The organism is Plastoroseomonas arctica (assembly GCF_018128965.1).
Lineage (GTDB): Bacteria > Pseudomonadota > Alphaproteobacteria > Acetobacterales > Acetobacteraceae > Plastoroseomonas > Plastoroseomonas arctica.
Map to the genome: position 1 here is coordinate 54,550 of NZ_JAAEDH010000021.1, position 25,377 is coordinate 79,926.

At 69.2% G+C, this 25,377-nt stretch carries 28 protein-coding genes and 1 tRNA gene; 12 read left to right on the forward strand and 17 right to left on the reverse strand.

The features are described from left to right. Nucleotides 1-83 precede the first annotated feature (83 nt). Nucleotides 84-893, reverse strand: coding sequence for a phytoene/squalene synthase family protein (locus tag GXW79_RS16810; protein ID WP_246504068.1), 810 nt, complete (start codon nt 891-893; stop codon nt 84-86). Between the two features lie 92 nt (nt 894-985). Between GXW79_RS16810 and GXW79_RS16815 the strand changes: the two genes are divergently transcribed. Continuing rightward, nucleotides 986-1,624 (forward strand): superoxide dismutase, encoded by a 639-nt coding sequence (locus GXW79_RS16815; protein WP_211875599.1) that lies wholly within the window; start codon nt 986-988, stop codon nt 1,622-1,624. An 86-nt stretch (nt 1,625-1,710) separates the two neighbouring features. Here GXW79_RS16815 and GXW79_RS16820 read toward each other — a convergent pair whose 3' ends face one another. Further along, nucleotides 1,711-2,580 (reverse strand): LysR substrate-binding domain-containing protein, encoded by an 870-nt coding sequence (locus GXW79_RS16820; protein WP_211875600.1) that lies wholly within the window; start codon nt 2,578-2,580, stop codon nt 1,711-1,713. Nucleotides 2,581-2,665: 85 nt separating this feature from the next. On the opposite strand from GXW79_RS16820, the gene GXW79_RS16825 reads away from it, so the two are divergent. Then, nucleotides 2,666-3,421, forward strand: a complete 756-nt coding sequence (locus GXW79_RS16825; RefSeq protein WP_211875601.1) for a sulfite exporter TauE/SafE family protein — start codon at nt 2,666-2,668, stop codon at nt 3,419-3,421. A 49-nt stretch (nt 3,422-3,470) separates the two neighbouring features. Next, complete coding sequence (gene guaA / locus GXW79_RS16830) at nt 3,471-5,036, forward strand: glutamine-hydrolyzing GMP synthase (protein ID WP_211875602.1); 1,566 nt, start codon at nt 3,471-3,473, stop codon at nt 5,034-5,036. 7 nt (nt 5,037-5,043) lie between these two features. On the opposite strand, the gene GXW79_RS16835 is transcribed toward guaA, so the two are convergent. Continuing rightward, on the reverse strand, nt 5,044-5,940 hold the full coding sequence (locus GXW79_RS16835; protein WP_211875603.1) for a LysR family transcriptional regulator: 897 nt from the start codon (nt 5,938-5,940) through the stop codon (nt 5,044-5,046). A 221-nt stretch (nt 5,941-6,161) separates the two neighbouring features. Between GXW79_RS16835 and GXW79_RS16840 the strand changes: the two genes are divergently transcribed. From GXW79_RS16840 to GXW79_RS16850, 3 genes are all read left to right on the forward strand, one after another. After that, entirely contained in the window at nt 6,162-6,914 is a 753-nt protein-coding gene (locus GXW79_RS16840) for an SDR family NAD(P)-dependent oxidoreductase (protein WP_211875604.1), read from the forward strand. A gap of 182 nt (nt 6,915-7,096) precedes the next feature. After that, complete coding sequence (locus GXW79_RS16845; RefSeq protein WP_211875605.1) at nt 7,097-7,729, forward strand: class I SAM-dependent methyltransferase; 633 nt, start codon at nt 7,097-7,099, stop codon at nt 7,727-7,729. A 124-nt stretch (nt 7,730-7,853) separates the two neighbouring features. Further along, entirely contained in the window at nt 7,854-8,255 is a 402-nt protein-coding gene (locus tag GXW79_RS16850) for a GFA family protein (RefSeq protein WP_211875606.1), read from the forward strand. A 7-nt stretch (nt 8,256-8,262) separates the two neighbouring features. Here GXW79_RS16850 and GXW79_RS16855 read toward each other — a convergent pair whose 3' ends face one another. The 7 genes from GXW79_RS16855 to GXW79_RS16885 form a co-directional block, all read right to left on the reverse strand. Then, on the reverse strand, nt 8,263-8,679 hold the full coding sequence (locus GXW79_RS16855) for a GFA family protein (RefSeq protein ID WP_211875607.1): 417 nt from the start codon (nt 8,677-8,679) through the stop codon (nt 8,263-8,265). Between the two features lie 33 nt (nt 8,680-8,712). Beyond that, nucleotides 8,713-9,090, reverse strand: coding sequence for a hypothetical protein (locus GXW79_RS16860; protein ID WP_211875608.1), 378 nt, complete (start codon nt 9,088-9,090; stop codon nt 8,713-8,715). Between the two features lie 486 nt (nt 9,091-9,576). Further along, complete coding sequence (locus tag GXW79_RS16865; protein ID WP_211875609.1) at nt 9,577-9,942, reverse strand: nuclear transport factor 2 family protein; 366 nt, start codon at nt 9,940-9,942, stop codon at nt 9,577-9,579. A 441-nt stretch (nt 9,943-10,383) separates the two neighbouring features. Beyond that, nucleotides 10,384-10,818, reverse strand: coding sequence for a pyridoxamine 5'-phosphate oxidase family protein (locus GXW79_RS16870; protein ID WP_211875610.1), 435 nt, complete (start codon nt 10,816-10,818; stop codon nt 10,384-10,386). Nucleotides 10,819-10,908: 90 nt separating this feature from the next. Next, entirely contained in the window at nt 10,909-11,625 is a 717-nt protein-coding gene (locus tag GXW79_RS16875) for a haloacid dehalogenase type II (RefSeq protein ID WP_211875611.1), read from the reverse strand. A gap of 35 nt (nt 11,626-11,660) precedes the next feature. Continuing rightward, a complete protein-coding gene (locus GXW79_RS16880; protein ID WP_211875612.1) occupies nt 11,661-12,536 on the reverse strand; it encodes an isocitrate lyase/PEP mutase family protein in 876 nt (291 codons plus the stop codon). 11 nt (nt 12,537-12,547) lie between these two features. Next, complete coding sequence (locus tag GXW79_RS16885; protein ID WP_211875613.1) at nt 12,548-13,546, reverse strand: Bug family tripartite tricarboxylate transporter substrate binding protein; 999 nt, start codon at nt 13,544-13,546, stop codon at nt 12,548-12,550. A gap of 111 nt (nt 13,547-13,657) precedes the next feature. Here GXW79_RS16885 and GXW79_RS16890 point away from each other — a divergent pair, with 111 nt between their 5' ends. Further along, nucleotides 13,658-14,047: a nuclear transport factor 2 family protein gene (locus GXW79_RS16890; protein WP_211875614.1), complete on the forward strand. Its 390-nt coding sequence runs from the start codon at nt 13,658-13,660 to the stop codon at nt 14,045-14,047. On the opposite strand, the gene galE is transcribed toward GXW79_RS16890, so the two are convergent. After that, nucleotides 14,035-15,024 carry a UDP-glucose 4-epimerase GalE gene (gene galE, locus GXW79_RS16895; RefSeq protein ID WP_211875615.1) on the reverse strand — a complete coding sequence of 330 codons (990 nt, stop codon included), beginning with the start codon at nt 15,022-15,024 and terminating at the stop codon, nt 14,035-14,037. The genes GXW79_RS16890 and galE overlap by 13 nt on opposite strands. Before the next feature lie 27 nt (nt 15,025-15,051). On the opposite strand from galE, the gene mepA reads away from it, so the two are divergent. Together mepA and GXW79_RS16905 are read left to right on the forward strand one after the other, a co-directional pair. Beyond that, on the forward strand, nt 15,052-15,909 hold the full coding sequence (mepA, locus tag GXW79_RS16900) for a penicillin-insensitive murein endopeptidase (protein ID WP_246504069.1): 858 nt from the start codon (nt 15,052-15,054) through the stop codon (nt 15,907-15,909). 94 nt (nt 15,910-16,003) lie between these two features. Continuing rightward, the gene (locus tag GXW79_RS16905; protein ID WP_211875616.1) at nt 16,004-16,357 is read left to right on the forward strand and encodes a YciI family protein; all 354 of its coding nucleotides are present in this window, start codon (nt 16,004-16,006) and stop codon (nt 16,355-16,357) included. 7 nt (nt 16,358-16,364) lie between these two features. On the opposite strand, the gene GXW79_RS16910 is transcribed toward GXW79_RS16905, so the two are convergent. Next, nucleotides 16,365-17,408: an NAD/NADP octopine/nopaline dehydrogenase family protein gene (locus tag GXW79_RS16910; protein WP_211875617.1), complete on the reverse strand. Its 1,044-nt coding sequence runs from the start codon at nt 17,406-17,408 to the stop codon at nt 16,365-16,367. A 61-nt stretch (nt 17,409-17,469) separates the two neighbouring features. Between GXW79_RS16910 and GXW79_RS16915 the strand changes: the two genes are divergently transcribed. Then, a complete protein-coding gene (locus GXW79_RS16915) occupies nt 17,470-18,444 on the forward strand; it encodes a Bug family tripartite tricarboxylate transporter substrate binding protein (RefSeq protein WP_211875618.1) in 975 nt (324 codons plus the stop codon). A 59-nt stretch (nt 18,445-18,503) separates the two neighbouring features. On the opposite strand, the gene GXW79_RS16920 is transcribed toward GXW79_RS16915, so the two are convergent. From GXW79_RS16920 to GXW79_RS16940, 5 genes are all read right to left on the reverse strand, one after another. Then, nucleotides 18,504-19,082: a GNAT family N-acetyltransferase gene (locus tag GXW79_RS16920; protein ID WP_211875619.1), complete on the reverse strand. Its 579-nt coding sequence runs from the start codon at nt 19,080-19,082 to the stop codon at nt 18,504-18,506. Next, complete coding sequence (locus GXW79_RS16925; protein ID WP_211875620.1) at nt 19,079-20,389, reverse strand: RsmB/NOP family class I SAM-dependent RNA methyltransferase; 1,311 nt, start codon at nt 20,387-20,389, stop codon at nt 19,079-19,081. The genes GXW79_RS16920 and GXW79_RS16925 overlap by 4 nt, the downstream gene beginning before the upstream one ends. 65 nt (nt 20,390-20,454) lie before the next feature. Next, a complete protein-coding gene (gene guaB, locus GXW79_RS16930) occupies nt 20,455-21,948 on the reverse strand; it encodes an IMP dehydrogenase (protein WP_211875621.1) in 1,494 nt (497 codons plus the stop codon). A 150-nt stretch (nt 21,949-22,098) separates the two neighbouring features. Beyond that, nucleotides 22,099-22,782, reverse strand: a complete 684-nt coding sequence (locus tag GXW79_RS16935; protein ID WP_211875622.1) for an RlmE family RNA methyltransferase — start codon at nt 22,780-22,782, stop codon at nt 22,099-22,101. A 16-nt stretch (nt 22,783-22,798) separates the two neighbouring features. Beyond that, entirely contained in the window at nt 22,799-23,878 is a 1,080-nt protein-coding gene (locus GXW79_RS16940; RefSeq protein ID WP_211875623.1) for a Ppx/GppA phosphatase family protein, read from the reverse strand. A 169-nt stretch (nt 23,879-24,047) separates the two neighbouring features. Here GXW79_RS16940 and GXW79_RS16945 point away from each other — a divergent pair. Together GXW79_RS16945 and GXW79_RS16950 are read left to right on the forward strand one after the other, a co-directional pair. Further along, nucleotides 24,048-24,121: transfer RNA gene (locus GXW79_RS16945), tRNA-Gln, on the forward strand. Between the two features lie 85 nt (nt 24,122-24,206). Next, entirely contained in the window at nt 24,207-25,256 is a 1,050-nt protein-coding gene (locus tag GXW79_RS16950; protein ID WP_211875624.1) for a zinc-dependent alcohol dehydrogenase family protein, read from the forward strand. Nucleotides 25,257-25,377 lie beyond the last annotated feature (121 nt).

Below are 25,377 nucleotides of genomic sequence, written 5' to 3' on the forward strand. Positions count from 1 at the left end.
ATTGCCCAGTCCGCTGGAATTCCTTCCGCGCTTGCCCTGTCGCGGAACTGGCCCGGCGCGATGCGGCGCAAATGGCAGCGAAATCAGAGGCGCCCGCGCAGCCCGGCTGTGATGAGCGCGGCACGATCGAGCAAGCCACGCGCGTCGGGCGTCGCAGCACCGCGCGCCAGCCGCGCGAGATCGCGCGATGCAAACACGGCCGGCAGCGTCGCCGCCAGCAGCGCGCGTGGCATCGCACGGGCTTCGGCGCGCGCCTCGGCGAGGCGCGCGCCACCTTCTTCCGCCATGGCGCGGATGAGCGGGGCGGCGGTGTCGGGCGCGGCCCACACCGCCTCGCAGTTCAGGCCGACCGCGGCGAGTGGTTCCACCGGCAGAAGGCAGCGCCCGGCGCGCGCGAGGTGCGGCACCGAGCGCAGCACGCCGGCGAGCCCATAGCCCGCCCCCAGGCGCTCGATCAGCGGCAGCCAGGCGGGATCCGCGACGAGCAGGCGCGCGGCGGCGATGGCGAGGCCGCCGGCGGTCGCGCGCAGGTAGCCGGCGAAGGCGGCGGCGGAGGGGATGCCGTCCGCCTCGGTCTCGGCCTCGCGCGCGTCCGCCAGCGCGATCAAGCTGTCGGCATCGAGCGCGCCGGCGGTGATCGCCGCGTGCAGGGGTTCGGCGACTTCGTGGCGGCGCGGGGGCTTGCCGGCACGGGCTTCCTCGATGGCGTCGCGCCACCACTGCAGTCGGATAAGTGCTGCGAGCGGATTGCTCGCGGCCGCGCGCGCGCGGGCCAGTTCGGCGTTGTAGGCGATAAGGGTGAAGAGCGTTTCGCGGTGAGGCGCGGGTGCGAAGAGGGCCGCAAGGAAGCGGTCCGGGTCGCGGGCCCGGACGTGTTCGGCCAGTGATGGCAAGGGGTGTTCTCCCGCAAACGCGTCATGGGACAAGCGTTGACGCTCCGCCATACCCCGCCTAGGTCAGACCTATCCAGAACGGGAGAGACCCCATGCCCTTCACCCTGCCCTCGCTTCCCTACGACACCGCGGCCCTCGCTGGCCAGGGGATGTGCCAGGAGACGCTCGAGCTGCATCATGGCAAGCACCACAATGCCTATGTGACCGCGCTGAACGGCCTGATCGAGTCCAAGGGCCTGGCCGGCAAAACGTTGGAGGCGATCGTCGCCGAGGCCGGCAAGGCCGGCGCCGAGGGCCTGCCGGTGCTGAACCAGGCCGGCCAGCATTGGAACCACGCGCTGTTCTGGCAGGTGATGAGCCCGAATGGCGGTGGCGACGCGCTGCCGGCCAAGCTCGCCGCCAAGATCGACAGCGACCTAGGTGGCCTCGCGTCCTTCAAGGAGGCGTTCAAGCAGGCCGGCGTGACGCAGTTCGGCTCCGGCTGGGCGTGGCTGATCATCGCTCCGGACGGCAAGCTGAAGGTGACGAAGACACCCAACGGCTCGAACCCGATCGCCACAGGCGAGGGCCAGCCGATCCTGGGCGCCGACGTGTGGGAGCACGCCTACTACTTGGATTTCCGCAACGTCCGCCCCGGCTACCTCGACAACTTCCTGGCCAAGCTGGTCGACTGGAGCGTTGTGGAAAGCCTGATGGACAAGGGCGGCCTGGTCACCGACCAGACGGCGTAAGTTTTGCTGATGGCGGCTGTCGGGGTTCCCCAATAGCCAAAAACAAAAGAATGGGGTCCGGGGAAATTCCTTTCCCCGGCCTTTTTTTATGCGCCCGCAGCTTCGCGTATCCAGTTCAGGAACGCCGCTAACCCAGGCTCCTTCGCACGCACCGGCTGATACACCAGGTACCAACTCTTCCCCTTGGACACCGTCCGCCTGAAGGGCGCCACGAGCCGCCCCGCAGCCAAGTCGTCGTCGATGTAGGGCCGCACCCCCATCGCGACCCCGAGCCCATCCAACGCCGCCTGCAGAGCCTGCCCGTAATATTCGAACACCGGACCGCCGGGCCGGATGGCGGCGTCGCCGAGCCAGAGCGGCCAGTCCTCCGGCGCATGCGCGACGCGGATCAGGGTGTGGGGCGCCAGGTCCTGGACGTGCTGGATGCGGGCGGCGAGCGCCGGCGCGCAGACCGGCAGCAGGTCGGCCGACACCAGGGGCACCGCGACGAGGCCTGGCCAGTCGCCGGTGCCCAGGCGAATGCCGCAGGTCCAGCCATCCTGGAACGGCGTGGCCGCACCGCCGGTGGTGATGCGCACCTCAATCGCCGGCGCCTGGGCCTGAAGAGCGGCGAGGCGGGGAATGAGCCAGCGGATGGCGAAGCTGGGCCCGACGCCGATGGTGACGATCTGGGTCTGGCCATCGCCCAGGATCTCGGCGGTGAGGCGTGCGGTGTCGTCGAGGATGCGGGTGAGTCCGGCGGCATAGGCGGCGCCGGGCGGGGTCAGGGTCAGCCGGTTCGCCTGGCGGAGAAACAGCGGCAGCCCCAGGCGCAGCTCCAGCAGGCGCACCAGGCGGCTGATGGCGGCTGGCGTCACGGCCAGCTCCTCCGCCGCCCTTGCGAAGCTGCCGCTGCGGGCGGCGGCCTCGAAGGCGCGGATACCGTTGAGCGAGGGGAGGCGGCGGGGTGTCAGCATCAGGAAAACTCATGCTCTGGCTCAGCTAACGCCGTTTGCGGCGCTGGCACAACGGGTGCAGGGACGAGGGCGGAGAACCCATGCCATGTCCCCGCTGCTGATCGCCGCCATCTCCTTGACCATGCTGTTCACCGCCTTCCTCTCGGGCGTGTTCGGCATGGCGGGCGGCCTGATCCTGGTGGGCGTGCTGCTCGCGGTGATGCCGCTGCCCGAGGCAATGCAGCTGCACGCCGTGACGCAGCTGGCCTCCAATGGCTGGCGAAGCCTGCTGTGGTGGAAGCACATCCGCTGGCGCCCGATCGGGTTTTTCGCCGCCGGAGCGGCCGTGGCGGTCGGCGCGTGGTCCATGATCAGCTTCGTGCCGCCGACCTCCGTGGCGCTACTGCTGCTGGGCCTCAGCCCCTTCGTGGTGCGGGTGCTGCCGGCGTCGTTCCGCCCCGACCCCGGAAGGGCGTCGCATTGCGCGGGCTATGGGGGGGTGTGCATGTCGCTGATGATCCTGACCGGGGTGTCGGGCCCTCTGCTGGACAGTTTCTTCCTCGGCGGGGGCATGGAGCGGCGCGCCATCATCGCGACCAAGGCGGCGTGCCAGGTGTTCGGGCATGCGTTCAAGTGGATCTATTTCAGCTCGGTGGCGGCGGTCGGGATCGATCCGGTGCTGGGCGTGCTGGCGGTGGCGTGCTCGATGGCGGGCACCACGCTGGCGCGGCGGGTGCTGGAGGCGATGAGCGACCAGCAATACCGGCGCTGGGCGGGGCGGCTGATCACGGTGATCGCGCTGACCTATATCGCGCGCGGCGGGTGGCTGCTGGTGGTGGGGGAGACGGTCGCCGCGCCCTGAGAACACGCGGCGCTTGCCGGGCAGGCTGGGTTATGGTGCAAGGTCGGCCATGGAACCCATCGCCGCCCAGCACGACCGGATTCTCATCCTCGATTTCGGCAGCCAGGTGACGCAGCTGATCGCGCGACGCCTGCGTGAATCGGGCGTCTATTGCGAGGTCTGGCCCTACACAGCGAACATCGAGCGCATCGCCGGCTTCGGCGCGAAGGGCATCATCTTCTCGGGCGGTCCGGCCAGCGTGACGGACATGGCAAGCCCGCGCCCGGCCGACGGCGTGTTCGCGCTGAACCTGCCCGTGCTGGGCATCTGCTACGGGCAGCAGGTGATGGCGGCGATGCTGGGCGGGCTGGTCGAAGGTGGCCATGGGCGCGAGTTCGGGCGCGCGGAGGTGACGGTCACCGGCGCCTGCGCGATCACCCAGGGCGTCTGGGCGCCGGGCGCGGTCGAGACCGTGTGGATGAGCCATGGCGACCGCATCACCGTGCTGCCGCCGGGCTTCGAGGTCGTGGCGTCGAGCGAGGGCGCGCCCTTCGCGCTGATCGCGGATGTCGAGCGGCGGTATTTCGGGACCATGTTCCACCCCGAGGTGGTGCACACCCCGCATGGCGCGGCCCTGCTGCGCAATTTCACGCATGGCGTGTGCGGGTGCACCGGCGACTGGACGATGGCCGGCTTCCGTGCGGAGGCGGTGGCGAAGCTGCGCGCCCAGGTGGGCGGCGGGCGCGTCGTGTGCGGCTTGTCGGGAGGTGTCGATTCTTCGGTGGCCGCGGTGCTGCTGCACGAGGCGATCGGCGACCAGCTCACCTGCATCTACGTCGATCATGGCCTGATGCGCGCGGGCGAGAGCGCGCAGGTCGTGGCGACCTTCCGGGACCGCTTCAACATCACGCTCGTGCATCGCGACGCGAGCGAGATGTTCCTCGGTGCGCTGGCGGGCGTGACGGACCCGGAGGTGAAGCGCAAGACGATCGGGCGGCTGTTCATCGAGGTGTTCGAGGAGGAACAGCACAAGATCGGCGGGGCGGATTTCCTCGCCCAGGGCACGCTGTACCCGGACGTGATCGAAAGCGTTTCGGCGACGGGCGGACCTTCGGTGACGATCAAGTCCCACCACAATGTCGGCGGGCTGCCGGCGGGCATGCGGATGGCGCTGGTCGAGCCGCTTCGCGACCTGTTCAAGGACGAGGTCCGCGCGCTCGGCCGCGAACTGGGCATGCCCGAGGAGATCGTGGGCCGCCACCCCTTCCCCGGCCCCGGGCTCGCGATCCGTATTCCCGGCGAGGTCACACGGGAGAAGGCGGATCTGCTACGGCTGGTCGACACGATCTACCTGGACGAGATCCGCAAGGCCGGGCTGTACGATGCCATCTGGCAGGCCTTCGCGGTGCTGCTGCCGGTGCGCACCGTGGGCGTGATGGGCGATGGGCGCACCTACGACATGGCCTGCGCGCTGCGTGCGGTGACGAGCACGGATGGGATGACGGCGGATGTCTACCCTTTCGAGATGAGCTTCCTTGGTCGGGTCTCGGCGCGGATCGTGAACGAGGTGCGTGGGATCAACCGCGTGACCTACGACATCACGAGCAAGCCGCCGGGGACGATCGAGTGGGAGTAGAGGGGCGTCAGTCGCGCGACATGGACAGCCCCGCCAGCAGCGGCGCGTAGGCGGCGAGCCTGCGGGATATGAACTCCGTGAAGAGTCGCACGCGCTTCGTCTTGCGCGCCTCTCCCTGGGTGAGAAGCCAGAGTGTTCCGCCCATTCGCGGTTCGACGCCCGGCGCCCTCACCAGCAGGGTGTCGGCGTCGCCGACGAAACACGGCAGTGTCGTCATCCCGATCCCCTGCCGTGCCGCAGCGACCTGTGCGTCGGGGTCGGGAGTACGAAACGGAACGCCTGTGGCGCAGACCTCAACCTCTCCGGCCCAGTCCGGGACGCCACGGGCGTCGATGACGATCCACCGCATGGGATCGGGCGCGCCCGAACGCCAGGCGGCCAGTCGATCCCGGGACAAGTAGACGGCGCCGAACAGCGCCGGTCCCACCAGCCCGTGAAGATTAAGCGGCAGGCTCTTGCGGTCGGGGACGATGCGGATCGCGACATCGGCCTCCCTGTTGGTCAGGTTCGCCAGCGCACCGGAGGACAGGATTTCCATCTCGATGTCCGGATGCAGGCGCGCGAAATCGGCGAAGTCCGGCATGAGGAGGTGGGTCGCGAGGAACGGCGGGAGCGTCACCCGCAGAAGCCCGCGCGCGCTCTGATCGCGCCCAAGGATACGCGTTTCCAGCAGGTGCGACGACGCTTCCATCTGGTCCGCGAATTCGAGGACATCCTCGCCCGCCCCCGTCAGGCGGTAGCCCGAAGGCAGTTTTGCAAACACCTGCACGCCGAGGCGTTTCTCGAGCTGGGCAATGCGTCGCAGCACGGTCGCGTGGTTCACGCCGAGCTGCTTGGCGGCGGCCCGAACGGAGCCGCCGCGCGCGGCGGCCAGAAAGTAGCGGACGTCATCCCAGTCGATCATGGTGCATTCCCGCGCCGAGACTGCGTGCCCCGACAGCTGCAATATTAGCATCTGAAGCTTTCGATCCTGCGACTGTCCTGGGCTTGAGTGATCATGTGGTTTGTTTTCGCACCACCAATGTGCGCGATTGCGCACTCATCGCCCGACCCCGACCAACCCAGGTAGGGCTCTGGAAGCGCGCCATCACAGCCGCGGACCCACACAGAACGAAGGGTACGATCATGAAAAAGCTAGAAGGCAGGGTCGCCGTCATCACGGGCGGCAGCAGCGGGATCGGGTTGGCCACGGCCAGGCGTTTTGTGGAAGAAGGCGCGCGCGTCGTGATCACCGGACGACGCGAGAAGGCGCTGCAGGAAACCGCAGCCTCGATCCAGGGCGATGTCACCGCGGTCCGCGGTGACGTGTCGCGCCTGGAGGATCTGGACCGGCTCTATGCAATCGTGAAGGAGAAACATGGTCACATGGACATTCTCTTCGCCAACGCCGGCGCGGGGACGATTGCACCACTCGCCGCAGCGACGGAGGCCCATTTCGACCAGACCTTCGATGTGAATGTGAAGGGGCTGTTTTTCACGGTCCAGAAGGCCCTTCCTCTCTTCAAGGACGGCGGTTCGATCATCCTGACCTCTTCGGTCGCCAATGTGCTGGGCGTGCCGGGATTCAGCGCCTACGCTGCCAGCAAGGCCGCGGTGCGCAACTTCGCGCGGGCCTGGACCTTGGAGCTGAAGGACCGAAACATCCGGGTGAATGCCATGAGCCCAGGCCCGATCGACACCCCCGCCCTGGCGACAACGACGGGCCTGACCCCCGAGCAAGCGGAGCAAGCGGCCGCCCAGTTCGCCTCGCAGGTCCCGATGGGCCGCAGAGGGAAGGCAGAGGAAATCGCGGCAGCCGTCACGTTCCTCGCCCCCGATGAAAGCTCCTACATCACCGGCGTGGATCTCGCCGTCGATGGAGGCATGGCGCAGGTCTGACCCCGCCATCGACGCATCCGTCGCAACACGGAGATCGTCGGGGCCGCCTGATCTTCTAAGACCTGGTCAGCTTCGGCTGACACCACCCGCCAATACGGCACGGCGCCGACGGTGCATGGGCCGCCGGTCGCCGCCTCGAACGCCAATCGTTTGTCGCATGCCCAACCGTGAAGGAGATACCGATGTACGACCAATCCAAGCTATCCGAGTTGCTGCAATTCGCCCGCATCCAGGCAGGCTCCACCATCATCGACGTCTACCCAGGCGATGGCGACTGGACGCGCCTCTTCTCCGACATCGTGGGACCTGAGGGACGGGTCTTCAGCTTCGTGCCGGCCGAGGTTGCTCACTTCAAGAACGATCCGGTCGGCCGCATGCAGATGCTGGCGAAAGAGCCGGGCCGAGAGAATGTCGAAGCCGTCTCGGCGGACATTGGGGCGATGGCGACGGTCACGTCGCCCGCGGATGTCGTGTGGTTGCATCTGTTCTACCACGATCTGCACACCCCTCTCGCGCAGGCCAGCGGTGCGACAGCAGCCGACTTCAATCGAGGCGTCTACGACCGGCTGAAGCCAGGCGGGGCCTATGTCATCGTCGATCACGCCGCCGCTGCAGGGACGGGCATGAGCGACACCCAGTCGCTGCATCGGATCGATCCTGCGTCCGTCCGTGACGAGGTGGAGGCGGCCGGTTTCGTGCTGGATGCGCAAAGCGCCATCCTTGCGAACCAGAACGACATGCACACGATCAAGGTGTTCGACCCGGCGATCAAAGGCGAGACCGATCGCTTCGTCTATCGGTTCGTGAAGCCCTGATCAGGATGGGTCAGGGCGCATGTGTCTCCCGCGCCCGACCGTCACGTCAAGTTGTCGGCCACGTGGCCGATCCGCAGCGGCAAGCGCGATATCCTTCAGCAAGCTAGGCGCACCAGGAGGGCCCATGCTGACAGGAACTTGCCACTGCGGAGCGGCCGGGTGGAGCCTGACCGGCGAGCCTGGCTCAATCACGGCCTGCAGCTGCACGCTGTGCCGCCGCTACGGCGCCCTCTGGGCCTATGACTACGATAATGAGCGCATATGCGTGTCCGGTGCGACCAGTGCCTACAAACGGCTCGGGAAGGCCGACCCCGCGCTGGAGATCCTGTTCTGCCCGACCTGCGGCTGCGTATTGGCCTGGCGCGGCAGACGCGTGGACAAGGATGGCCGCCGCCGGATGGCGGTCAACGTCAGGCTCGCCGCGCCCGAAGCCGTCGCCCATCTGGCCATCGATCATTTCGACGGGCTGAACACCTTCGAGGATCTTGCGTCGGACGGTCGCTGCGTGCGTGACCTGTGGTTCTGATAGGTGCCTACAGGTGCCGTGTCTCGTCCGGCGGGTTCTGCCAATTGTCGTGCAGCCCGTCCATGTAGGCGAGCGGCGCGGCGACGAGATCATCGACGGACAGGTCGTCGAGCGCGGCGAGATGCACCGAGACGAACGGCTTGCCGCCCATCATCTTGATCGCGCCATGGCTATGGGTCGCGATGCCGCACTTGGTGCAGAACCGATGATGGCTTTCGCCCCAATCGCCTGACTTCGCGTAGTCGCCGAGCACGTCTTCGCCCGACAGCAGGCGGAAATCGGCGGGCTGCAGCTGGCCGGCATTCCACATGCGCTGCTTCCAGCACAGGGTGCAGTTGCACCTTCCCGTGCCCTCGGCGAGGTCGATGTCCGCCTCGAACGTCACCGCCTTGCAGTGACAGCTGCCGTGAAAGGTCTGTTTCATGAGCTGATCCTCACACCGACTCCGTCCACCTGCTTATACCCAGCGGCGGGCAGCGATGTCGGAGTCGCCCGGCTGGCTGTTGAAGGCGAGCTTCGCGTTCGGTGCGTATTCGTGGAGCACGTTCATCAGCTGCTCGAACTGAGCGGCCAGTGCCGGCAGGATGCGCAGCCCGGCGCCGATGACGACGACGTCGGGGGCCTCGTTGTCGAGCGCCTCGCGCACCTGTTCCTCAAGCGTCGCGGGATCGCGGGTCAGCAACAGCGTGGCGACGTAGCCATCGGCCCGCAAGCGCGCGACGGATCCCTCGAGCCCGGAGGTGATCGTCTCGGCGGAAACGTCCTTTGGCGTGCCGGGTGCATCGAAGTCGATCTCGGCGGGGTCTTCACCGATGATGAGGATCGTTTTCGGCATGGCGTGTTTCTCCCTGGGTGAAATTCACGATCGGCGCTGGCGCGGCACATTCCCGTTCGGCCGGCCAGGACGGCTTGGGCATGTCGGGCAGACAGGCGAACACGGTAGCGGAAGCGATGGATGGAAGCTTGTGTACAAGCAGCCAGAACACGTCATGCAACAGCGAAGGCACGCGGAAATGATAGGCGCTGCCGCGGGCGTAAACTCGCTCGGCGATAACGTCCGCATCATCGGCGACGCGCAGAACCTGGCCCGGCCGCTAGCCTTCGAGGAAGATTCCGCGCTCGAGTGCGGGCAAGGCATCCGGCCACCGGGAAGACGCAGCCCGGCGCCAGCGCTTCCCGCAGTTCCAGCATCACCGCTCGTCGCTGGGGGCCGGTTTGGTGCGTCGTCTGCACGCCCATGTGCGTCGCAAGATCGCGGCACTATGCGACATGCAGCCGCTCGCGTGCTCGTTGTCGAACAGGTGCGCCATGGCGGCTGCGTTCAGCCGGCGCCAGCCGTGATGGGCGGTGTCTGCTGATGCTGCACCACGCGCCATTCCTCGTTCGGACGGCGCTGCCAGGTTGTGGTGCAATACGCCTGGTAATCATCCGCGCCCTTGCGTTGCGCTGCGGCGTGGTAGGCGATGACGACCAGGTCGCCCTCGGGGTGGACGGTCTGCTGGCCACTGAACCGCACCTGAGACCAGCGCGGTGTTTCGGACACCGCGTCGATCGCCTGCTGACCGGTCATGATGAATGGGTCGGAGGGCAGCACCATCACGCAAGCCTCGTCGACAAGTTCTTGGTAGCGCTCCGCGCCACCTGTCCACAGACTCTCCTCGAGATCCCAGATCTGCGCGTCGTCCATCCTCGCCTCCCATGCCGGCTGCGGGAGCAATGCGCGCAGGTGGCGGATCGTTTGGTGCCTTCCCGGGATCGTGACTGCTGCGCAGCACGAGCTCTTCCTCAAGACGCGGCACGCGGTAACCCGCGACCCCGCACAGACGGCCGCATTGCGCGCGATCGGAGCAGAGGCCGTTGTTGCCGACTTTGAGGATAACGATGCGCTTCGGCGCGTGTTCCACACCGTCAAGCGCGCTTTCATGTTCAACCCGCACGCCGTGCAGGAAACCCACACCAATCGAGTCGAGATACCTACCCAAGGCACATACAAATTTGGCGTGCGAGACGGTTTGCTCCATCTCGCACGCGCTAAAACTCTCTAAGACTGTGCCGCGAACAGGCGACTACGCGCTCAATCGCTTCCGCACAGATTGGTGCAGTACAGCACCGACAACGCAGACGGCGACTAGAGTGCGATCTCGCCCTCTTCCTCGCCGCGCCAGTAGTGGATCCGCTTCGCATTCACATGGATCATCACCACGCCGGGCGTATCGACCCCATCGGTGAACCAGCGGTCGAGGTCCGGCGTCCAATGCTCCACGAACGCCACCTTGTCGCGGATGATCTTGCCGACCCCCTCGACCGCGATGAACATCGGCGGCGCGCCCAGCAGCCCCTTGCTGCCCTGGAAGGTGAGCCCGACATTCGGGTCCGCCTCGATCTCGCCCACCATGTGCGCGTGGCCCCAGGCAAAATAATAAGAGTCGCCCGTATACTCCACGTCGCCATTGTTGCTCATCGGGCGCGAAGCGATGCGTCCTTCGGCCGCGCGCGTGCTCAGCATGGTGAAATCGATATCGGCCATCTCACCAGAGACATCCGCGAGGGTCATGTCGCTCATGTTGTAGGTACTCCCTTCCGTTCGCCGGGAAAACGCGGGAGGGAGGCGTACGTTGCGGTGCGGCGAGCCTGCGCCTTCACGAACGCGCGTTCAGGCACAGCCGAGCTTCGTCGCGAGATCGGTGAAGCTGTCCGCAACCACGTCCCATGCCTGCTCGGCGCGAAGATCGGTGGTCTGGGCCGCGCCGTGCTCGACCGGGCGCGCCACGAAGCCGGTGCTCAGCCCCGCCTCGCGCGCGGCGGCGAGGTCGTTGTTGTGCGCAGCAATCAGCGCGACCTCTTCGGGCCGCATCGCGAGCACCTCGGCCGTGCGGAGGTAGGCCTCGGGCTGCGGCTTGTAGGCGCGAGCGACCTCGGCGCCGAGGATCGCGTCCCAGGGCAGCCCGGCATGCTTGCCCATGTTCGCGAGCAGCGCGATGTTGCCGTTCGACAGCGGCGCGATGAAGAACTTCGTCTTGAGCCGCGCAAGGCCGGCGACCGTGTCCGGCCAAGGGTCGAGGCGGTGCCAGGCGCGGTTCAGTGCGTCGAGCGCCGCCTCCCCTTCCCGCTTCGGGTCGATGCCGAAATCCGCCAGCACGAGCTCGAGGTTTTCCCGGTGCAGCACGTCGAGCCGGGTGAAGGGCCGGCGGCCGGAGCGCACCTCCTCCATCGCCGGCTGGTAGCGCTTGCGCCAGGCGTCGGCGAAGGCCTCGGCATCGACGGCGCGGTATCGCTTGGCGAAGAATGCGCCAGCCTCCCGCGCGATGGAGGTGCGCCAGTCGACGACGGTGCCGAAGACGTCGAAGACGAGGGCTTTGACATGCTGCATGGGAGGCTCCGGATCGGGGGACGGGTCGGACGGGCTCACCGCTCGGGCTGCGCCCATTTCTTCTCGAATTCCCAGACATCGGGGAACCCCATCAACTCACAAATGCGTCCGAAGCCGTAGCTCTCGGCCGCGGGCAGGCCATTCGAATCGCCCTGCGCCTTGAGGTGGCCGAAGACGCGCTCCAGCGCCGCCGCCACGGCGAGGAAGCCCACTGCCGGATAGATGGCGATGGCGTAGCCGATCTCGGCCAGGCGCGCGGCGGAGAGGATCGGCGTGCGGCCGCCTTCGACGTTGTTCGCGAGAAGACGGTACTGGCCGAGCGAGCGCCCGATCTCCACCATCTCCGCCTCGCTCTCCGGGCTCTCGACGAAGACCACGTCGGCGCCGGCTTCGCCGAACATGCGGCCGCGACGGATCGCTTCCTCCAGACCCAGGCCCGTGCGGGCATCGGTGCGCGCGACGATGAGGAAGTCCCGGCTGCGGCGCGCCTCCACGGCGACGCGGATCTTGAGCACCATCTCGTCCGCGGGGATGGCGCGGCGGCCTGGCGTGTGGCCGCATTTCTTCGGCACCTCCTGGTCCTCGATCTGAATGCCGGTGATGCCCGCCGCCTCATAGCCGCGCACCGTCTCGCGCACGTTGAGCAGCCCGCCATAGCCGGTATCGGCATCGGCGATCAGCGGCGTCGTGCATCCCTGCGCCACGCGCCCCATGCGCGCGACCATGTCGGTGTAGGTGGCGATGCCGGCATCCGCGACGCCGAGGGCCGAGGCCACGGTGCCGAAGCCCGTGCCATAGAGGCAGTCGAACCCCATCCCGTCCGCGACCTTCGCCGAGATCATGTCGAAGACGCCGGGGGCGACGATGAATTTCTTCGCGTCGAAGGCGGCGCGGAGGGTCGGGTTGGCCATGGGTCGTGTCCTCAATTGGCGCGTTGGAGGGTGCCGGCGGCCGACGCCGCGGCCCAGAGCCGGTCCTCGCGCACCAGCGCGGCGGTCAGGCCGGCGGGGTCGCGCAGGTCCGGCTCGACGCCGAGCGCCGTGAGCCGCGCGCGCAGCGTGGCGTCCGTGAAGGCGGCCGCGACGGCGGTGTAGATTCTTCCGGCAAGGACCGGGTCCATTCCCCGCGGCCCGAACATCGCGACCCAGCCGGAGAGATCGAAATCGGCGATGCCGCTTTCCTGCACGGTCGGGACGTCGGGGAAGAACGGCGTGCGCGTCGCCCCGGCATTGGCGAGGATGCGCACGCGCCCGGTCTGCATGTGCGGCATCGCACTCGCGGTGCTGGTCCAGCCCACCGGCAGGTGGCCGGCGACAACGTCGTTCATCAACGGCCCGCCGCTGCGATACTGGATGTCGGGCGTGTCGATGCGGGCACGGCGCGCGAGCTCCTGCCCGCAGAAGCTGGACAGCGCCTCGGTGGAGCCGGTGCCGACCGCCCCGGGGTTCTGCCGCGCATGGGCGATCATCGCCGGCAGCGTGGCGAAGGGCTGCGTCGCGCCGGCGCTGAGCACCATGGTGTTGCGCGACAGCATCGCGATCGGCGTGAAGTCGCGGATCGGGTCGTAGGGCATGCTCGAGAGGTAGTACTTGTTCATCACATGGGTGGAGACGACGGCGAGCAGCGTGTGCCCGTCGGGCTCGGCGCGGGACACCACGTCCGAGCCGATGACCCCTGCCCCGCCGGCGCGGTTCTCGACGATGACCGGATGGACCAGCGCCGGGCGCATCGCCTCGCCCAGCGCGCGGGCGAAGATGTCGGTCCCACCGCCCGCGGCATAGGCGACGATGAGGCGCACCGGGCGCTGCGGCCAGGCCGGCTGCGCGCGCAGCGGGAGGGACAACAGCGCGGGTGCCGCCAGCAGGACGCGTCGTGCGACCAGATCCGGCGCGGCCGGACGACCGCGATGCGCAATCGACATGGACCTGGTCCTTCCCTCGGTGTTCTTGCCACCTCCATGCCCCTTGCGCGCGGCGCTGTAAACCGCGCCCCGCCTCTGGCAGGATCGCCGCGACTCAACGGGAGACAGGCCATGGCAAACATGTTGAACAGCGAATTCACCGCCATCGAGGCGGTGCTGACCACCTACCTCGACGGGCTGTACGAAGGCGATGTCGCGAAACTCGGCGCCGCCTTCCACCCCTGCGCGCATCTGTTCTCGGCGCGCGACGGCGGCGTCGTGGACGTGCCGCGCGCGGCCTGGTTCGACGCGGTGCTCAGCCGTCCCAAGCCCAGCGAGCAGGGCATGGCGCGGCATGACCGCATCATCTCCATCGACATGAGCGGGCCGGAGACGGCGCTGGTGAAGCTCAACTGCGCGATCCCGCCGCGCTACTTCACCGACTACCTGATGCTGCTCAAGACCGCCGAAGGCTGGAAGATCGTGAGCAAGTCCTTCCACACGGACACTCAGTCGGCATAGCCATCGGGATGGGCGCGGCGCCACGCCAGCGCGGTGGCGACCATGGTGTCGAGCTCTGCGAAGCGCGGCTGCCAGCCGGTGTCGCGCTTGAGGGCTTCCGATGCGGCGACCAGCACGGCCGGGTCGCCGGCGCGGCGCGGCCCCAGGGTGTGGGGGACGGGATTGCCGGCGACGCGCTCGACGGCGTCCAGCACGGCGCGCACCGAATGGCCGGTGCCGCTGCCGATGTTGTAGGTCAGGCGCGGATGGCTCTCGAGCCGGTCCAGCACGCGCAGATGCGCGTCGGCAAGGTCGCTCACATGGACGTAGTCGCGGATGCAGGTGCCGTCCGGCGTGGGGTAGTCCTCGCCGAAGACGGTGAGCGGCGGGCGGCGGCCGAGCGCGGCATCGATCGCGAGCGGCATCAGGTGCGTCTCGGGGTCGTGGTCCTCGCCCAGCCGCCCCTCGGGGTCGGAGCCGGCGGCGTTGAAGTAGCGCAGGGCGGCGAAGCGCAAACCCTTGAGCTTGTGCGCCCAGTCGAGCGCGCGCTCGATCATCAACTTGCTCTCGCCATAGGGGTTGCCCGGCGCGATGGGGCAGTCCTCGTCGATGGGCTGGCGCTCGGCGGCGCCGAACAGCGCCGCGGTCGAGGAGAGCAGGATGCGGTCGCACCCGGCGCGCAGTGCTTCCTCGGCGAGGATCAGCGCGTTGCCGAGATTGGCGCCGATATGGCTGAGCGGGTTGGCCATGCTCTCGCCCACCACCGAGCGCGCGGCGAAGTGCAGCACGGCGTCGAAGCGATGCTCGGCGAAAACGGCGGCCACCTTGTCGCGCGCCGCGAGATCGGCCACGACGAGGGTGACACCCTCGGGCACCGCCGCCGCATGACCCTGGCTCAGGTCGTCGAGCACGACGACGCGGTCGCCACGCGCGCGCAGAGCCAGGACGCAGTGGCTGCCGACATAGCCGGCGCCGCCGGTGACGAGATATTGTGCCATGCAGCAAAATTGGTCGCGGGGGGTGCCATGGGCAAGATCTACATAGCGGCCACACAGCTTTTTGCCCTGGCAACCTTCGCCGCGATGCTCGGCAGCATTGTGCCGCCGACCGCCCGCGCTCAGCCGGCGAGCGCATGGGCCGCCGTGAGGGAGCCCCTGCCCGGTACGCCCCGCATCATCGGCGGCACCGGTCTCGGCTGCATCGCCGGCGCCGTCGCCTTGCCGCGCGAGGGCCCGGGCTTCCAGGCGGTGAGGCTGTCGCGCAACCGCAATTGGGGACATCCGGTCACCATCGCGGCGGTCGAGACGCTGGGCCGGCAGGCGCGGGCGGCCGGGCTCCCCGACCTCTGGATCGGTGACCTGGGGCAGCCGCGCGGCGGGCCGATGCCGTTCGGCCATGCCAGCCACCAGGCCGGGCTGGACGCCGATGTCTGGCTCGATCTCGGGCCGAAGCCGCTGGTTCCGGGGCCGCAGCGCGAGGTGATCCGCGAAACCTCCCTGGTGCTGCCCGACGAAAACGATATCGACCCTACGCGCTTCACGGCGCGGCACACGGCGCTCATCCGGATGGCCGCGGGGCTGCCGGGGATCGACCGCGTGCTGGTCAACCACGGCATCAAGCGCGGGCTGTGCCGGATGCATGGCGGCGAGGGCTGGCTGCGCTATGTCCGGCCCTGGCGCGGCCATGACAGCCACATGCACCTGCGCATGCGCTGCCCGTCCGACCAGCCGGACTGCCGTGGCATCGCCCCGCCACCGCCGGGCGACGGCTGCGACGCGAGCCTTGCCTGGTGGCTCAGCGAGGAGGCACGGCGGCCGCCGCCGCGCCCCCCCGGCCCGGCGCCGGTGATGCCGGCGGCCTGCCGAGGCGTGCTGGACCGCTAGGCGCGCCGCGGCGCGGCGGGCCGGACACGGCGAAATGGATTGAGGCCGAAGCCGGCCGCGCTAGCATGCAGGCCGCCACCAGGAGCACTTCCCCATGCCCCGCTTTCTCGCGGTCTATATGATGGAGGCCGAGAACGTCGCGCGCTTCCGTCGCCTGCCGAAATCCGAGCAGGATGCGATCGATGCCCGCGGCGTGCAGGCATGGGCAGCGTGGGAGGCGGCGAACGCCGCGCGCTTCGCCGATCGCGGCGGCATGGTCGGCAAGACGCGACGCGTGAGCCGGGATGGCATGGCCGACGCCGCGAACGCAATCTGCGGCTACGTCATCGTCGAGGCGGACAGCATCGACGCGGCCGCGCGCCTGTTCGAGAACCATCCGCATTTCGCGATCTTCCCGGGCGACACAGTCGATATCATGCCCTTCGTGACCGAGCCTCCGCAGGCTTGAGCATCGGTCACAGGCGGGCCGCACCGGCAGATCCGTCGGCGCCGAGCCTGAGGCCCTCCAGCAGCGGATTGGCGCGCAGGTCGCGGCCCCACAGCGCCTCCAGTGCCGTCACCACCGCATCGGTCACCGGCATCGCCACGCCCTGGCGCGCGGCGAGCCACAGCGCCACCGCCAGCCCATAGGGCACATCCTCGGTGATGTAGCGGCTGGCGGGATCGGTCGGGCCTGGCACCTCGGCGCCGCCCTGCGCAATCGCCGCCGCCATGGCGTGCAGCGGGCCATGCGGCACGCCCGTGGCGCGGTGCAGCGATTGCTCCAGGCTCGGCACCGCGACACCAAGCGCGCAGGCCAGCGTCGCGCGCTCGGCGGCCATCGCCAGCATCAGGCGGCAGGTGGCGGGCGTCAGCATGCCGTATTGCGGCCAGTGCTCCGCCGCCTCGATCCGTGTGGTGTTGGTCAGCGCGAGGGCGGCGTGGATGATCGGGTTGGCATTGCCGATCGCGGCCTGCACCACCGAGCCGCCGAGCGGGCTTGCATGGCCGAACAGCGCGGTGGCGAGCGTGCCCATCGTCGGCGCCGCGGTCTCCGGCACCGCGGCCATGTCCACCGCGGCGCGGATGCCGAGGATGCGCACGCGGTCGGGCGCGAGGCGCCGGGCGGTGACGGGGGTGGTCGACATCGCCCCGATCGGCGGCGCGGCGCGGCCGCGGGATTCGAGCATCGCGGCGAGCGCAAGCGGCGCGAGGCTCGCCGCCGGGGTGATGAGCAATGGCTGGGCGAGGCGCTCCGCGATCAACGGCAGCAGCGCGGGGAAGGCATAGGCGGGCACGGCCAGCAGGGCGGCCTCGGCACCGGCGAGCGCATCGGCCAGGTCGCGCGCGATGCGCAACGGGAAGCGGCCGTCGAGCGCACCCTCGGCGATGATGCTATCCGCGAGGCCCGCGGTGCCGCGGCCGGAGGGCGACCACAGCGTCACCGCATGCCCGCGTGAGGCCGCGAGTGCGGCCGCCGCCGGTCCGACCGCCCCCGCCCCCAGCACCGCGATCCGCATGGCATCCCATCTCCCGCCGCTCCGGGCTAGCCTTCGGACGACCACAGCCCGGAGGCAAGCCATGACCGTCACCCGCCGCGCCACCCTGATGGCGCTTGCCGCCGGCACCGCGCACGCCCAAGGCGCGGCCGAGCCCTGGCCGAGCCGGCCGGTGCGCATCATCGTCCCCGCGCCGGGCGGGAACGGGACCGCCGACACGCTCGCCCGCATCTTCGCGCAGGAACTCGAGAAGCGCCTGACGCAGCGCGTGCTGGTCGAGAACCGGGGCGGGGCCAACGGCAATATCGGCGCGGTGGCGGGCGCGCGCGCGGCGCCGGACGGGTACACCATCCTGTGGTCCTGGGCGGGAACGCTCGCGACCAACCCGGCGCTGTATCGCGCCCTGCCGTTCGACCCGGTGCGCGACTTCGAGCCGGTGGTGCTGATCGGCAACGTGCCGAACCTGCTGGTGGTGAACCGGCAGCTCGGCATCACCACGCTGGAGCAGTTCACCGCCTATGCGCGGGCCAATCCGGGGGCGATCAATTTCGGCTCCACCGGCAATGGGTCGTCCATGCATCTGGCCGGGGAGCTGTTCAAATCGCTGACCGGGGCCGAGATGACGCATGTTCCCTACACGGGACCGGCGGGGGCCAGCACGGACCTGCTCTCCGGCCGCATCCAGGCGATGTTCAACCTGGTGACCGGGGCGGCGCCGCAGGTGCGCTCGGGCGAGGTGGTGCCGATCGCGATCCTGTCGGACCGCCGCGCGGGCCAGTTGCCGGATGTTCCGACGACGGCGGAGCTGGGGATGCCGGCGCTTGTGTTTGGCACCTGGTTCGCGCTGCTGCTGCCCAAGGGTGCGGAGCCGGGGTTGGTCGCGCGGGTGAACGCGCTGGCCAACGAGGTGCTGGCCGACCCGGTGGCCAAGGCGCGGCTGGAGGCGGCAGGAATGGACGTGCTGGGCGGCACGCCCGAGCGCCTGGCGACGCATCTGCGCGAGGAAATCGCCCGCCACGCTATCCTGGTGCGCGCCTCCGGCGCCCAGATCGATTGAGCCGTCCAGGGGCGCCGCCCCTGGCGGGGGTGCAGGAGGCAGCGCCCCCGCTTCTTTCTTCAGCGCTCCGGCGCCGGTGCCGTGGCGGTCAGTAACGCCTCGATCGGGTCCCAGGCATAGGCCATCTGCTCGACATTCTGCCCGGCGAACCGCGTCATCTCGCGCGCCGCGGGTCGCCCGCCCAGGCGCTCATAGAACCAGCGCGAGGGGTTGTCCTTCAGCACCCACACCATCGCCGATCCGCACCCGACCGCGCGCAGATGCGCCCCCATGGCGCGCATCAGGCGCCGCCCCACGGCGCGGTCGCGCCAATCCTCGAGCAGGTAGATGGTCTCGACCTCGCCGGCCGCGATGGCGTTGCGCCGGGCGCGGCCGCCGGAGACGAAGCCCACCACCTGCGATTCGACGCCCATCGGCCCGGGGGTCAGGTCGGAACCGCTGGCCACCGCCACGAACACGGCATGCCCCTCGCGCCGGTCGAGGATGCCGCGCTCATAGCCCAGGCCCAGGCGGAAGGCGGAGAGGCCCGAGAGGTACTGGCTCGGCAGCACGCCGGCGTAGGTGTTGCGCCAGACCTCGGCATGCACCGCCCCGATCGCGCCGGCATCGGTCGGCCGGGCGCGGCGGATCGCGATCATGGGGCACGCCGCTCCAGCACGGCGGCGAAGAAGCCATCGGTGCCGTGCCGGGCCGGGCTGGTGGCCAGGTAGGGGCCGGCGCACGGCGCAGCGACGCCAGGGCGCAGCTCGGCCCAAAGCGCGTCGGCCGGCAGTACGGCGAAATCGGGATGGCGTTCGAGGAAGCCTTGCATCTGGCCCTCATTCTCATCGGTGAACAATGAGCAGGTAGCGTATACTAGCCGTCCGCCGGGTCGAACCAATTCCGCGGCACGGTCGATGATATCTTGTTGCAGTACCACCAGCTCGGCCAGGTCCTCGGGGCGGGTGCGGAGCGGGGCATCGGGGTTTCGCCGCCAGGTGCCAGAACCGGTGCAGGGGGCATCGACGAGGACGCGGTCGAAGCTGCCGGCGCGGCGCTTGGTCCATTTGTCACCGGGGGTGAGCAGGTGGCGCTCGGCATTGTCGACTCCGGCGCGGCGGAGGCGGCGGACCGCGCCTTCAAGGCGGACGTTCGAGGTGTCGCAGGCGGTGATGCGGCCGCTATTGGCCATGGTGGCGGCGAGGGCCAGGGTCTTGCCCGCGGCACCGGCGCAGAAATCGGCCACGCGCATGCCGGGGCGGGCATCGGTGAGAAGCGCGATGAGTTGGCTGCCCTCGTCCTGGATTTCGATCAGGCCGGTCTTGAAGGCCTCGGTGTTGGTGACGGGCTTGCGGCCTTCGGCGCGCAGGCCCCAGGGGGAATAGGGTGTGGGCGCGGTGGCGATGCCCTCGGCCGCGAGTGCCACTGCGGCGGCGTCGCGGGTGGTGCGGAGCAGGTTGGCGCGCATGTCCAGTGGGGCGCCCTGTTCCATGGCCGCCATCTCGGCGGGGAGCGTTTCGCCGAAGCGGGCGAGGAAGAGGGGGTAGGCCCAGAGCGGGAGGTTGAGAGCGACATTGTCGGGCATCGCGGGGTCGCGCAGCGATTTGCCGATCAGTGCGGCGAGGACGCGGCGCTCCCGCGCGTCGAGCGGTTCCATCGCGAATTTGCCGCCGACGAAGATGGCCTCGATAGCGGCCATGCCGCGGCCCTCGGCGATGATGAGGTAGGCGGCCAGGAGCAGGCGGGCGGAGGGGTCGGATTTGGCCTGGCGGAGGTGCCAGTCCAGCCGGATGCGCTGGCGGATGATGGACCACAGCGTGTCGGCGACCACGCGGCGGTCGCCGCCGCCGATGAAGCGGCGGGCGCGGAAGAAATCATTGGCAGTGGCGTCGGAGGGGCGACGCGGGGTTGCCTCGATGGATTGGAGGAGTTCGGCGGTGGCGGCGAGACGGGCGGCGGGGGTCATGGGACTTAAAAAGACTGGGGAAAAGAATTTCCCCAGACCCCTTTCTTTCAGTTTTGGAACTTAGCTCAGTCTTGGCGGTAGTTCGGCGCTTCGCGGGTGATGGCAACATCATGCACATGGCTCTCGCGCAGCCCCGCATTCGTGATGCGGCGGAACTTCGCGTTGCGCTGCATCTCGGCGATCGTAGCGTTGCCGGTGTAGCCCATCGCCGCGCGCAAGCCGCCCACCATCTGATGCACCACGGTGCTCACCGGGCCCTTGTAGCCGACGCGGCCCTCAATTCCCTCCGGCACCAGCTTGAGGCTGTCCTGCACCTCGGCCTGGAAGTAGCGGTCGGCCGAGCCGCGCGCCATGGCGCCGATACTGCCCATGCCGCGGTAGGATTTGTACGACCGGCCCTGATAGAGGAACACTTCGCCCGGCGCCTCGTCGGTGCCGGCGAAGACGCTGCCCATCATGGCGCAGTCGGCGCCCGCGGCGATCGCCTTGGCGAGGTCGCCCGAGGAGCGGATGCCTCCATCGGCGATCACCGGGACATTGTGGCCCCGCGCCGCTGCGGCACTTTCCATCACGGCGGTGAGCTGCGGGACGCCGACGCCGGCAACGATCCGCGTGGTGCAGATGGAGCCCGGGCCGATGCCGATCTTCACCGCATCCGCACCCGCTTCGATGAGGGCGAGCGTGCCTTCTGGGGTCGCGACATTGCCGGCGATGATCTGCACGGTGTTGGACAGGCGCTTGATGCGGGCCACGGCTTCGAGCACGCCACCGGAATGGCCATGGGCGGTGTCGACCACGATGACGTCGACCTCGGCGGCGACCAGGGCTTCGGCGCGGCGGAACCCGTCCTCGCCGACGCCGGTGGCGGCCGCACAACGGAGGCGGCCGAGCGCGTCCTTGACGGCATTGGGGTTGGTCTCGGCCTTGTCCATGTCCTTGACGGTAACGAGGCCGATGCAGCGGTACTGCTCATCGACGACCAGCAGCTTCTCGATCCGGTGCTTGTGCAGCAGCGCGCGCGCCTCGTCCGGCACCACGTCGCCGCTGACGGTGACCAGGTTTTCCCGCGTCATCAGCTCATAGACGCGCAGGTTCGGGTCTGTCGCGAAGCGCACGTCGCGGGCGGTGATGATGCCGACCAGGCGGCGGCTGTCGCGCTCTACCACCGGGATGCCGCTGATGCGGTGCTGCTGCTGGATGGCGCGCACCTCGGCGAGCGTCTGGTCGGGATGGATGGTGAGCGGGTTGACCACCATCCCGCTCTCGAACTTCTTCACCCGGCGGACCTGCGCGGCCTGCTCCTCGATGGTGAGGTTCTTGTGGATCACGCCGATGCCGCCGGACTGCGCCATGGCGATGGCCATCCCGCTTTCGGTCACGGTGTCCATCGCGGCCGAGATCAGCGGGATGTGCAGCGAGATCTCCCGCGTGATGCGGGTGCGGGTGTCGGTGGCGTGGGGCAGGACGGTGGAATAGGCGGGCACCAGGAGCACGTCGTCGAAGGCGAAGGCGTCTTCGAATCTGATGCGGGCGGCGGTGGAGGCCAAGTCGGACGGCATGCGGGGGGACCCTTCGCGTCGGATGTTGCCAGACGGCGACCTTGGCGCGTTTCCCTAAACCCTTTTCGCAAGCCCCGTCCAGCGTCGCGGCGTGACAGGCGCGCATGGCTGTATCGCAGCGCTGCGGACGCGCCTTTCGGCGCCAGCACGTCAGCCGCGCATGGCGGCCCGAAAGCCCGTGGCGACCACATACAACTCGGACGAATCCTTCCGGCTCGCCGGCGGCTTGGCGTGGCGGACGCTGACGAAGTCCCGCTTCATGCCCTCCAGCATCGCGCGCTCCGTGCCGCCCTGGAACAGCTTGGCGACGAAGCCGCCACCGGGCGAGAGCACGCGGTGGCAGAATTCCAGCGCGAGTTCCGCCAGCGCCATGATGCGCAGGTGGTCCGTCGCATTGTGCCCTGTGGTGTTGGGCGCCATGTCGGACAGCACCAGGTCCGCCGGGCCATCGAGCGCGGCCATGACGGCGGCGAGCGGCGCATCCTCCTGGAAATCGCCTTCGATCAGCGTCGCCCCCACGATCGGGTCCATCGGCAGCAGGTCGATGCCGACGATGCGGGAGGCGCCGCGGGCCAGCGCGACCTGCACCCACCCCCCGGGCGCCGCACCGAGGTCCACCACCCGCGCGCCTGGCTTGATCAGCTTGAAGCGGTCATCCAGTTCCACCAGCTTGAATGCCGCGCGGGAGCGGTAGCCCTGCGCGACGGCCGCCTTTACATAGGGGTCATTGAGCTGGCGCTGCAGCCAGGCCTGGCTCGCGGTGCTGCGCCCCTTGGCCGTCTTGACGCGCGTGGTGAGGGCGCGGCCGGAACTGCCGGGCGGCTTGCTGGCCATGGCTGAGAGGGATCCTTCAGGCGCGGAGGTGGCGACGCCGGGGCGCGCGATCGGCGCGCATCATACGGAGAAGCATGCCCTCGCGCAGCCCCCGGTCCGCCACGGTGAGGCGCGGAGCCGGCCAGACGCGGCGGATGGCGGCATAGACGGCGCAGCCAGGCAGGACGAAATCGACACGGTCCGGCCCGACGCAGGGGTGGGCGGCGAGCCCTGCCCTGCCCAGGGCGAACAGATCCCCGAGCGCGGCATCGGCGGCGTGGCAATCCAGCGTCTGGCCATCGACCAGCGGGCGACGGTAGCGAGGCAGCGCGAGCACCACGCCCGCGAGCGTGGTGACGGTGCCCGAGGTGCCCATCAGCCGAACGCCGCCGGCCTGGATCTCGCGCCCGATGCTGTGCACGGCGTCGAAGCCCGCGAGCCGGCCGGCGATGTCGGCCACCAGGGCCGAGAAGCCGACCTCGGTGAAGCACTGCGCGCCGAAGCGTTCGGCGAGCGTGACCACGCCCATGGGCAGCGACATGTAGCCGATCATCTCGGGCGGTTCGGCGCCGCGGACTCGGATCCAGGCGATTTCGGTGGACCCGCCCCCGATGTCGAACAGCAGCACACGGCGGTCGGCATCGCCGAGCAGGGGGCCGCAGGATTCCATGGCGAGCTCGGCTTCCTCGCGGGCGGCGATGATGCGCAGGCGCAGCCCCGTTTCGCGTTCGACGCGGTGGAGGAATTCGGGGCCGTTGGTGGCGCGGCGGCAGGCCTCGGTGGCGACGGCCTGGACGCCGCGGACCGGACGGCGGGCGAGTTTTTCGGCGCAGCCGCGCAGCGCGTGCAGGGCTCGGTCCATGGCGATGTCGGACAGGCGGCCGGTGGCGGCCAGGCCTTCGCCCAGGCGGACGATGCGGGAGAAGCTGTCGACGACGCGGAACCCCTGCGCATCGGCGCGGCCGCAGGGGGCGCCCATCAGCAGGCGGCAATTGTTGGTGCCGAGGTCGATGGCGGCATAGGTGGCGTTGTGGTCGCCGCGCACGAATCCAGCGCCTGTCTGGGCGGGATGCGGGACCTTGGTGTGGCCCAGGGCGATGGCGGCATCGTCAGGCATGGGTCATCCGGGCGCCGTATTGCAGTGCGGCAGCCGTGTATAATCTGGCCTGGGGTGCCCTCGGGGCAAGGAGAATATCATGCGGCGGGGCGGCCGATGTGGTTGCCCGGGGCGGAGGGCCATGCTAGGCAGCGCCTCCTCGCAGGGCCTGGGCCACCGGGTGCGGCGATGGGGGATAGTTTAACGGTAAAACTCCCGACTCTGACTCGGGCATTCTTGGTTCGAAACCAGGTCCCCCAGCCATCCTGCGGAGCGCGATTGTCGCAGGCCCTTCCCCCGCCTAGCCTCCGTCGACGGCCAACAGAGCCGCGCACCACGGAGGATGTCCATGCAAGGCGTTGTCTTCACCGGTGACCGCGAACTCGCGCTCATGGATTTCCCCGACCCCACCCCCGGCTTCGGGGAGGTGGTGCTGGAGATGAAGGCCTCCGGCATGTGCGGGTCCGACTTGCACAAGTATCGCCAGTCCAAGGGGTTCCGGCAGGCCACCGGCATCGCCGCACCCCCCACCCCCACCATAGCGGGTCGTGAACCCTGTGGTGTGGTCGCGGCCATCGGGCCGGGGGTGGATGCGCGCCTAGCGCAAGTCGGCGCGCGGGTCATGGTGCATCACTACCAGGGCTGCACCACCTGCAATCACTGCCGCACCGGCTGGCAGCAGCTCTGCCAGAAGTCCGCCGTGACAGTTTATGGCAACAACGGCCATGGCGGGCATGCCAAGTACATGTGCGTGCCGGCGAACACGCTCGTCCCGCTCGATGAATCCCTCAGCTTCGTGGCGGGCGCCGCCATTTCCTGCGGCACGGGCACCGCCTATGGCGCGCTGCGGCGGATGAAGGTCTCCGGATACGACACCATCGCCATTTTCGGCCAGGGGCCGGTGGGCCTCTCCGGCACGCAGCTGGCGGCGGCGATGGGCGCGCGGGTCATCGCGCTCGACATTAGCCCGGAGCGTCTGGAGCGCGCCAAGGCGTTCGGCGCGGCGGAGACCATCAACCCCTCCAACATGGACGCCGTCGCCGCCATCCGCGAGCTGACGCATGGCGAGGGCGCGGACCTCACGCTCGAGACCTCCTCCAGCCCTGAGGCGCGCGTCGCCGCGGTGCAGGCGCTCAAGGTCTGGGGCACCTGCTGCTTCGTGGGCGAGGGCGGCAAGGTCACGATCGACGTCAGCCCGGACATGCTGCGCCGGCAGGCGACGGTCATCGCGTCGTGGACCTTTTCCACCCCCGGCCAGGCGGAATGCGCACAGTTCATCGTCGATCGCAGCATCAAGGTGGATGCGCTGTTCACCGATGAATGGCGTCTGGACCAGGCCGCCGAGGCCTATGCGCTGTTCGACCAGCAGCGCACCGGCAAGGGCGTGTTCCTGCTCTGACCCGGATGTCTCACAGTCTCGCACCGCGCTCGCTTGGGCCTTGCCGCGCCAGCGTGTCCTCGTCGCTTGCCGATACAACCGGTATCGGCAGCGCTCCTCGAACACCCTGGCACGCCAATGC

Excerpts from the sequence above, each read along its gene's own strand:
- GXW79_RS16940 (WP_211875623.1), bottom strand. The coding sequence starts at position 23,878 with ATGCCTGACGATGCCGCCATCGCCCTGGGCCACACCAAGGTCCCGCAT.
- GXW79_RS16865 (WP_211875609.1), bottom strand. The coding sequence starts at position 9,942 with ATGGACGACGCGCAGATCTGGGATCTCGAGGAGAGTCTGTGGACAGGT.
- GXW79_RS16820 (WP_211875600.1), bottom strand. The coding sequence starts at position 2,580 with ATGCTGACACCCCGCCGCCTCCCCTCGCTCAACGGTATCCGCGCCTTC.
- GXW79_RS16935 (WP_211875622.1), bottom strand. The coding sequence starts at position 22,782 with ATGGCCAGCAAGCCGCCCGGCAGTTCCGGCCGCGCCCTCACCACGCGC.
- GXW79_RS16870 (WP_211875610.1), bottom strand. The coding sequence starts at position 10,818 with ATGAGCGACATGACCCTCGCGGATGTCTCTGGTGAGATGGCCGATATC.
- GXW79_RS16860 (WP_211875608.1), bottom strand. The coding sequence starts at position 9,090 with ATGCCGAAAACGATCCTCATCATCGGTGAAGACCCCGCCGAGATCGAC.
- GXW79_RS16915 (WP_211875618.1), top strand. The coding sequence starts at position 17,470 with ATGACCGTCACCCGCCGCGCCACCCTGATGGCGCTTGCCGCCGGCACC.
- GXW79_RS16845 (WP_211875605.1), top strand. The coding sequence starts at position 7,097 with ATGTACGACCAATCCAAGCTATCCGAGTTGCTGCAATTCGCCCGCATC.
- GXW79_RS16840 (WP_211875604.1), top strand. The coding sequence starts at position 6,162 with ATGAAAAAGCTAGAAGGCAGGGTCGCCGTCATCACGGGCGGCAGCAGC.
- GXW79_RS16920 (WP_211875619.1), bottom strand. The coding sequence starts at position 19,082 with ATGATCGCGATCCGCCGCGCCCGGCCGACCGATGCCGGCGCGATCGGG.
- GXW79_RS16950 (WP_211875624.1), top strand. The coding sequence starts at position 24,207 with ATGCAAGGCGTTGTCTTCACCGGTGACCGCGAACTCGCGCTCATGGAT.
- GXW79_RS16880 (WP_211875612.1), bottom strand. The coding sequence starts at position 12,536 with ATGGCCAACCCGACCCTCCGCGCCGCCTTCGACGCGAAGAAATTCATC.
- GXW79_RS16855 (WP_211875607.1), bottom strand. The coding sequence starts at position 8,679 with ATGAAACAGACCTTTCACGGCAGCTGTCACTGCAAGGCGGTGACGTTC.
- GXW79_RS16875 (WP_211875611.1), bottom strand. The coding sequence starts at position 11,625 with ATGCAGCATGTCAAAGCCCTCGTCTTCGACGTCTTCGGCACCGTCGTC.
- mepA (WP_246504069.1), top strand. The coding sequence starts at position 15,052 with ATGGGCAAGATCTACATAGCGGCCACACAGCTTTTTGCCCTGGCAACC.
- guaA (WP_211875602.1), top strand. The coding sequence starts at position 3,471 with ATGGAACCCATCGCCGCCCAGCACGACCGGATTCTCATCCTCGATTTC.
- GXW79_RS16925 (WP_211875620.1), bottom strand. The coding sequence starts at position 20,389 with ATGACCCCCGCCGCCCGTCTCGCCGCCACCGCCGAACTCCTCCAATCC.
- guaB (WP_211875621.1), bottom strand. The coding sequence starts at position 21,948 with ATGCCGTCCGACTTGGCCTCCACCGCCGCCCGCATCAGATTCGAAGAC.
- GXW79_RS16815 (WP_211875599.1), top strand. The coding sequence starts at position 986 with ATGCCCTTCACCCTGCCCTCGCTTCCCTACGACACCGCGGCCCTCGCT.
- GXW79_RS16850 (WP_211875606.1), top strand. The coding sequence starts at position 7,854 with ATGCTGACAGGAACTTGCCACTGCGGAGCGGCCGGGTGGAGCCTGACC.
- GXW79_RS16890 (WP_211875614.1), top strand. The coding sequence starts at position 13,658 with ATGGCAAACATGTTGAACAGCGAATTCACCGCCATCGAGGCGGTGCTG.
- GXW79_RS16835 (WP_211875603.1), bottom strand. The coding sequence starts at position 5,940 with ATGATCGACTGGGATGACGTCCGCTACTTTCTGGCCGCCGCGCGCGGC.
- GXW79_RS16910 (WP_211875617.1), bottom strand. The coding sequence starts at position 17,408 with ATGCGGATCGCGGTGCTGGGGGCGGGGGCGGTCGGACCGGCGGCGGCC.
- GXW79_RS16905 (WP_211875616.1), top strand. The coding sequence starts at position 16,004 with ATGCCCCGCTTTCTCGCGGTCTATATGATGGAGGCCGAGAACGTCGCG.
- GXW79_RS16885 (WP_211875613.1), bottom strand. The coding sequence starts at position 13,546 with ATGTCGATTGCGCATCGCGGTCGTCCGGCCGCGCCGGATCTGGTCGCA.
- GXW79_RS16825 (WP_211875601.1), top strand. The coding sequence starts at position 2,666 with ATGTCCCCGCTGCTGATCGCCGCCATCTCCTTGACCATGCTGTTCACC.
- galE (WP_211875615.1), bottom strand. The coding sequence starts at position 15,024 with ATGGCACAATATCTCGTCACCGGCGGCGCCGGCTATGTCGGCAGCCAC.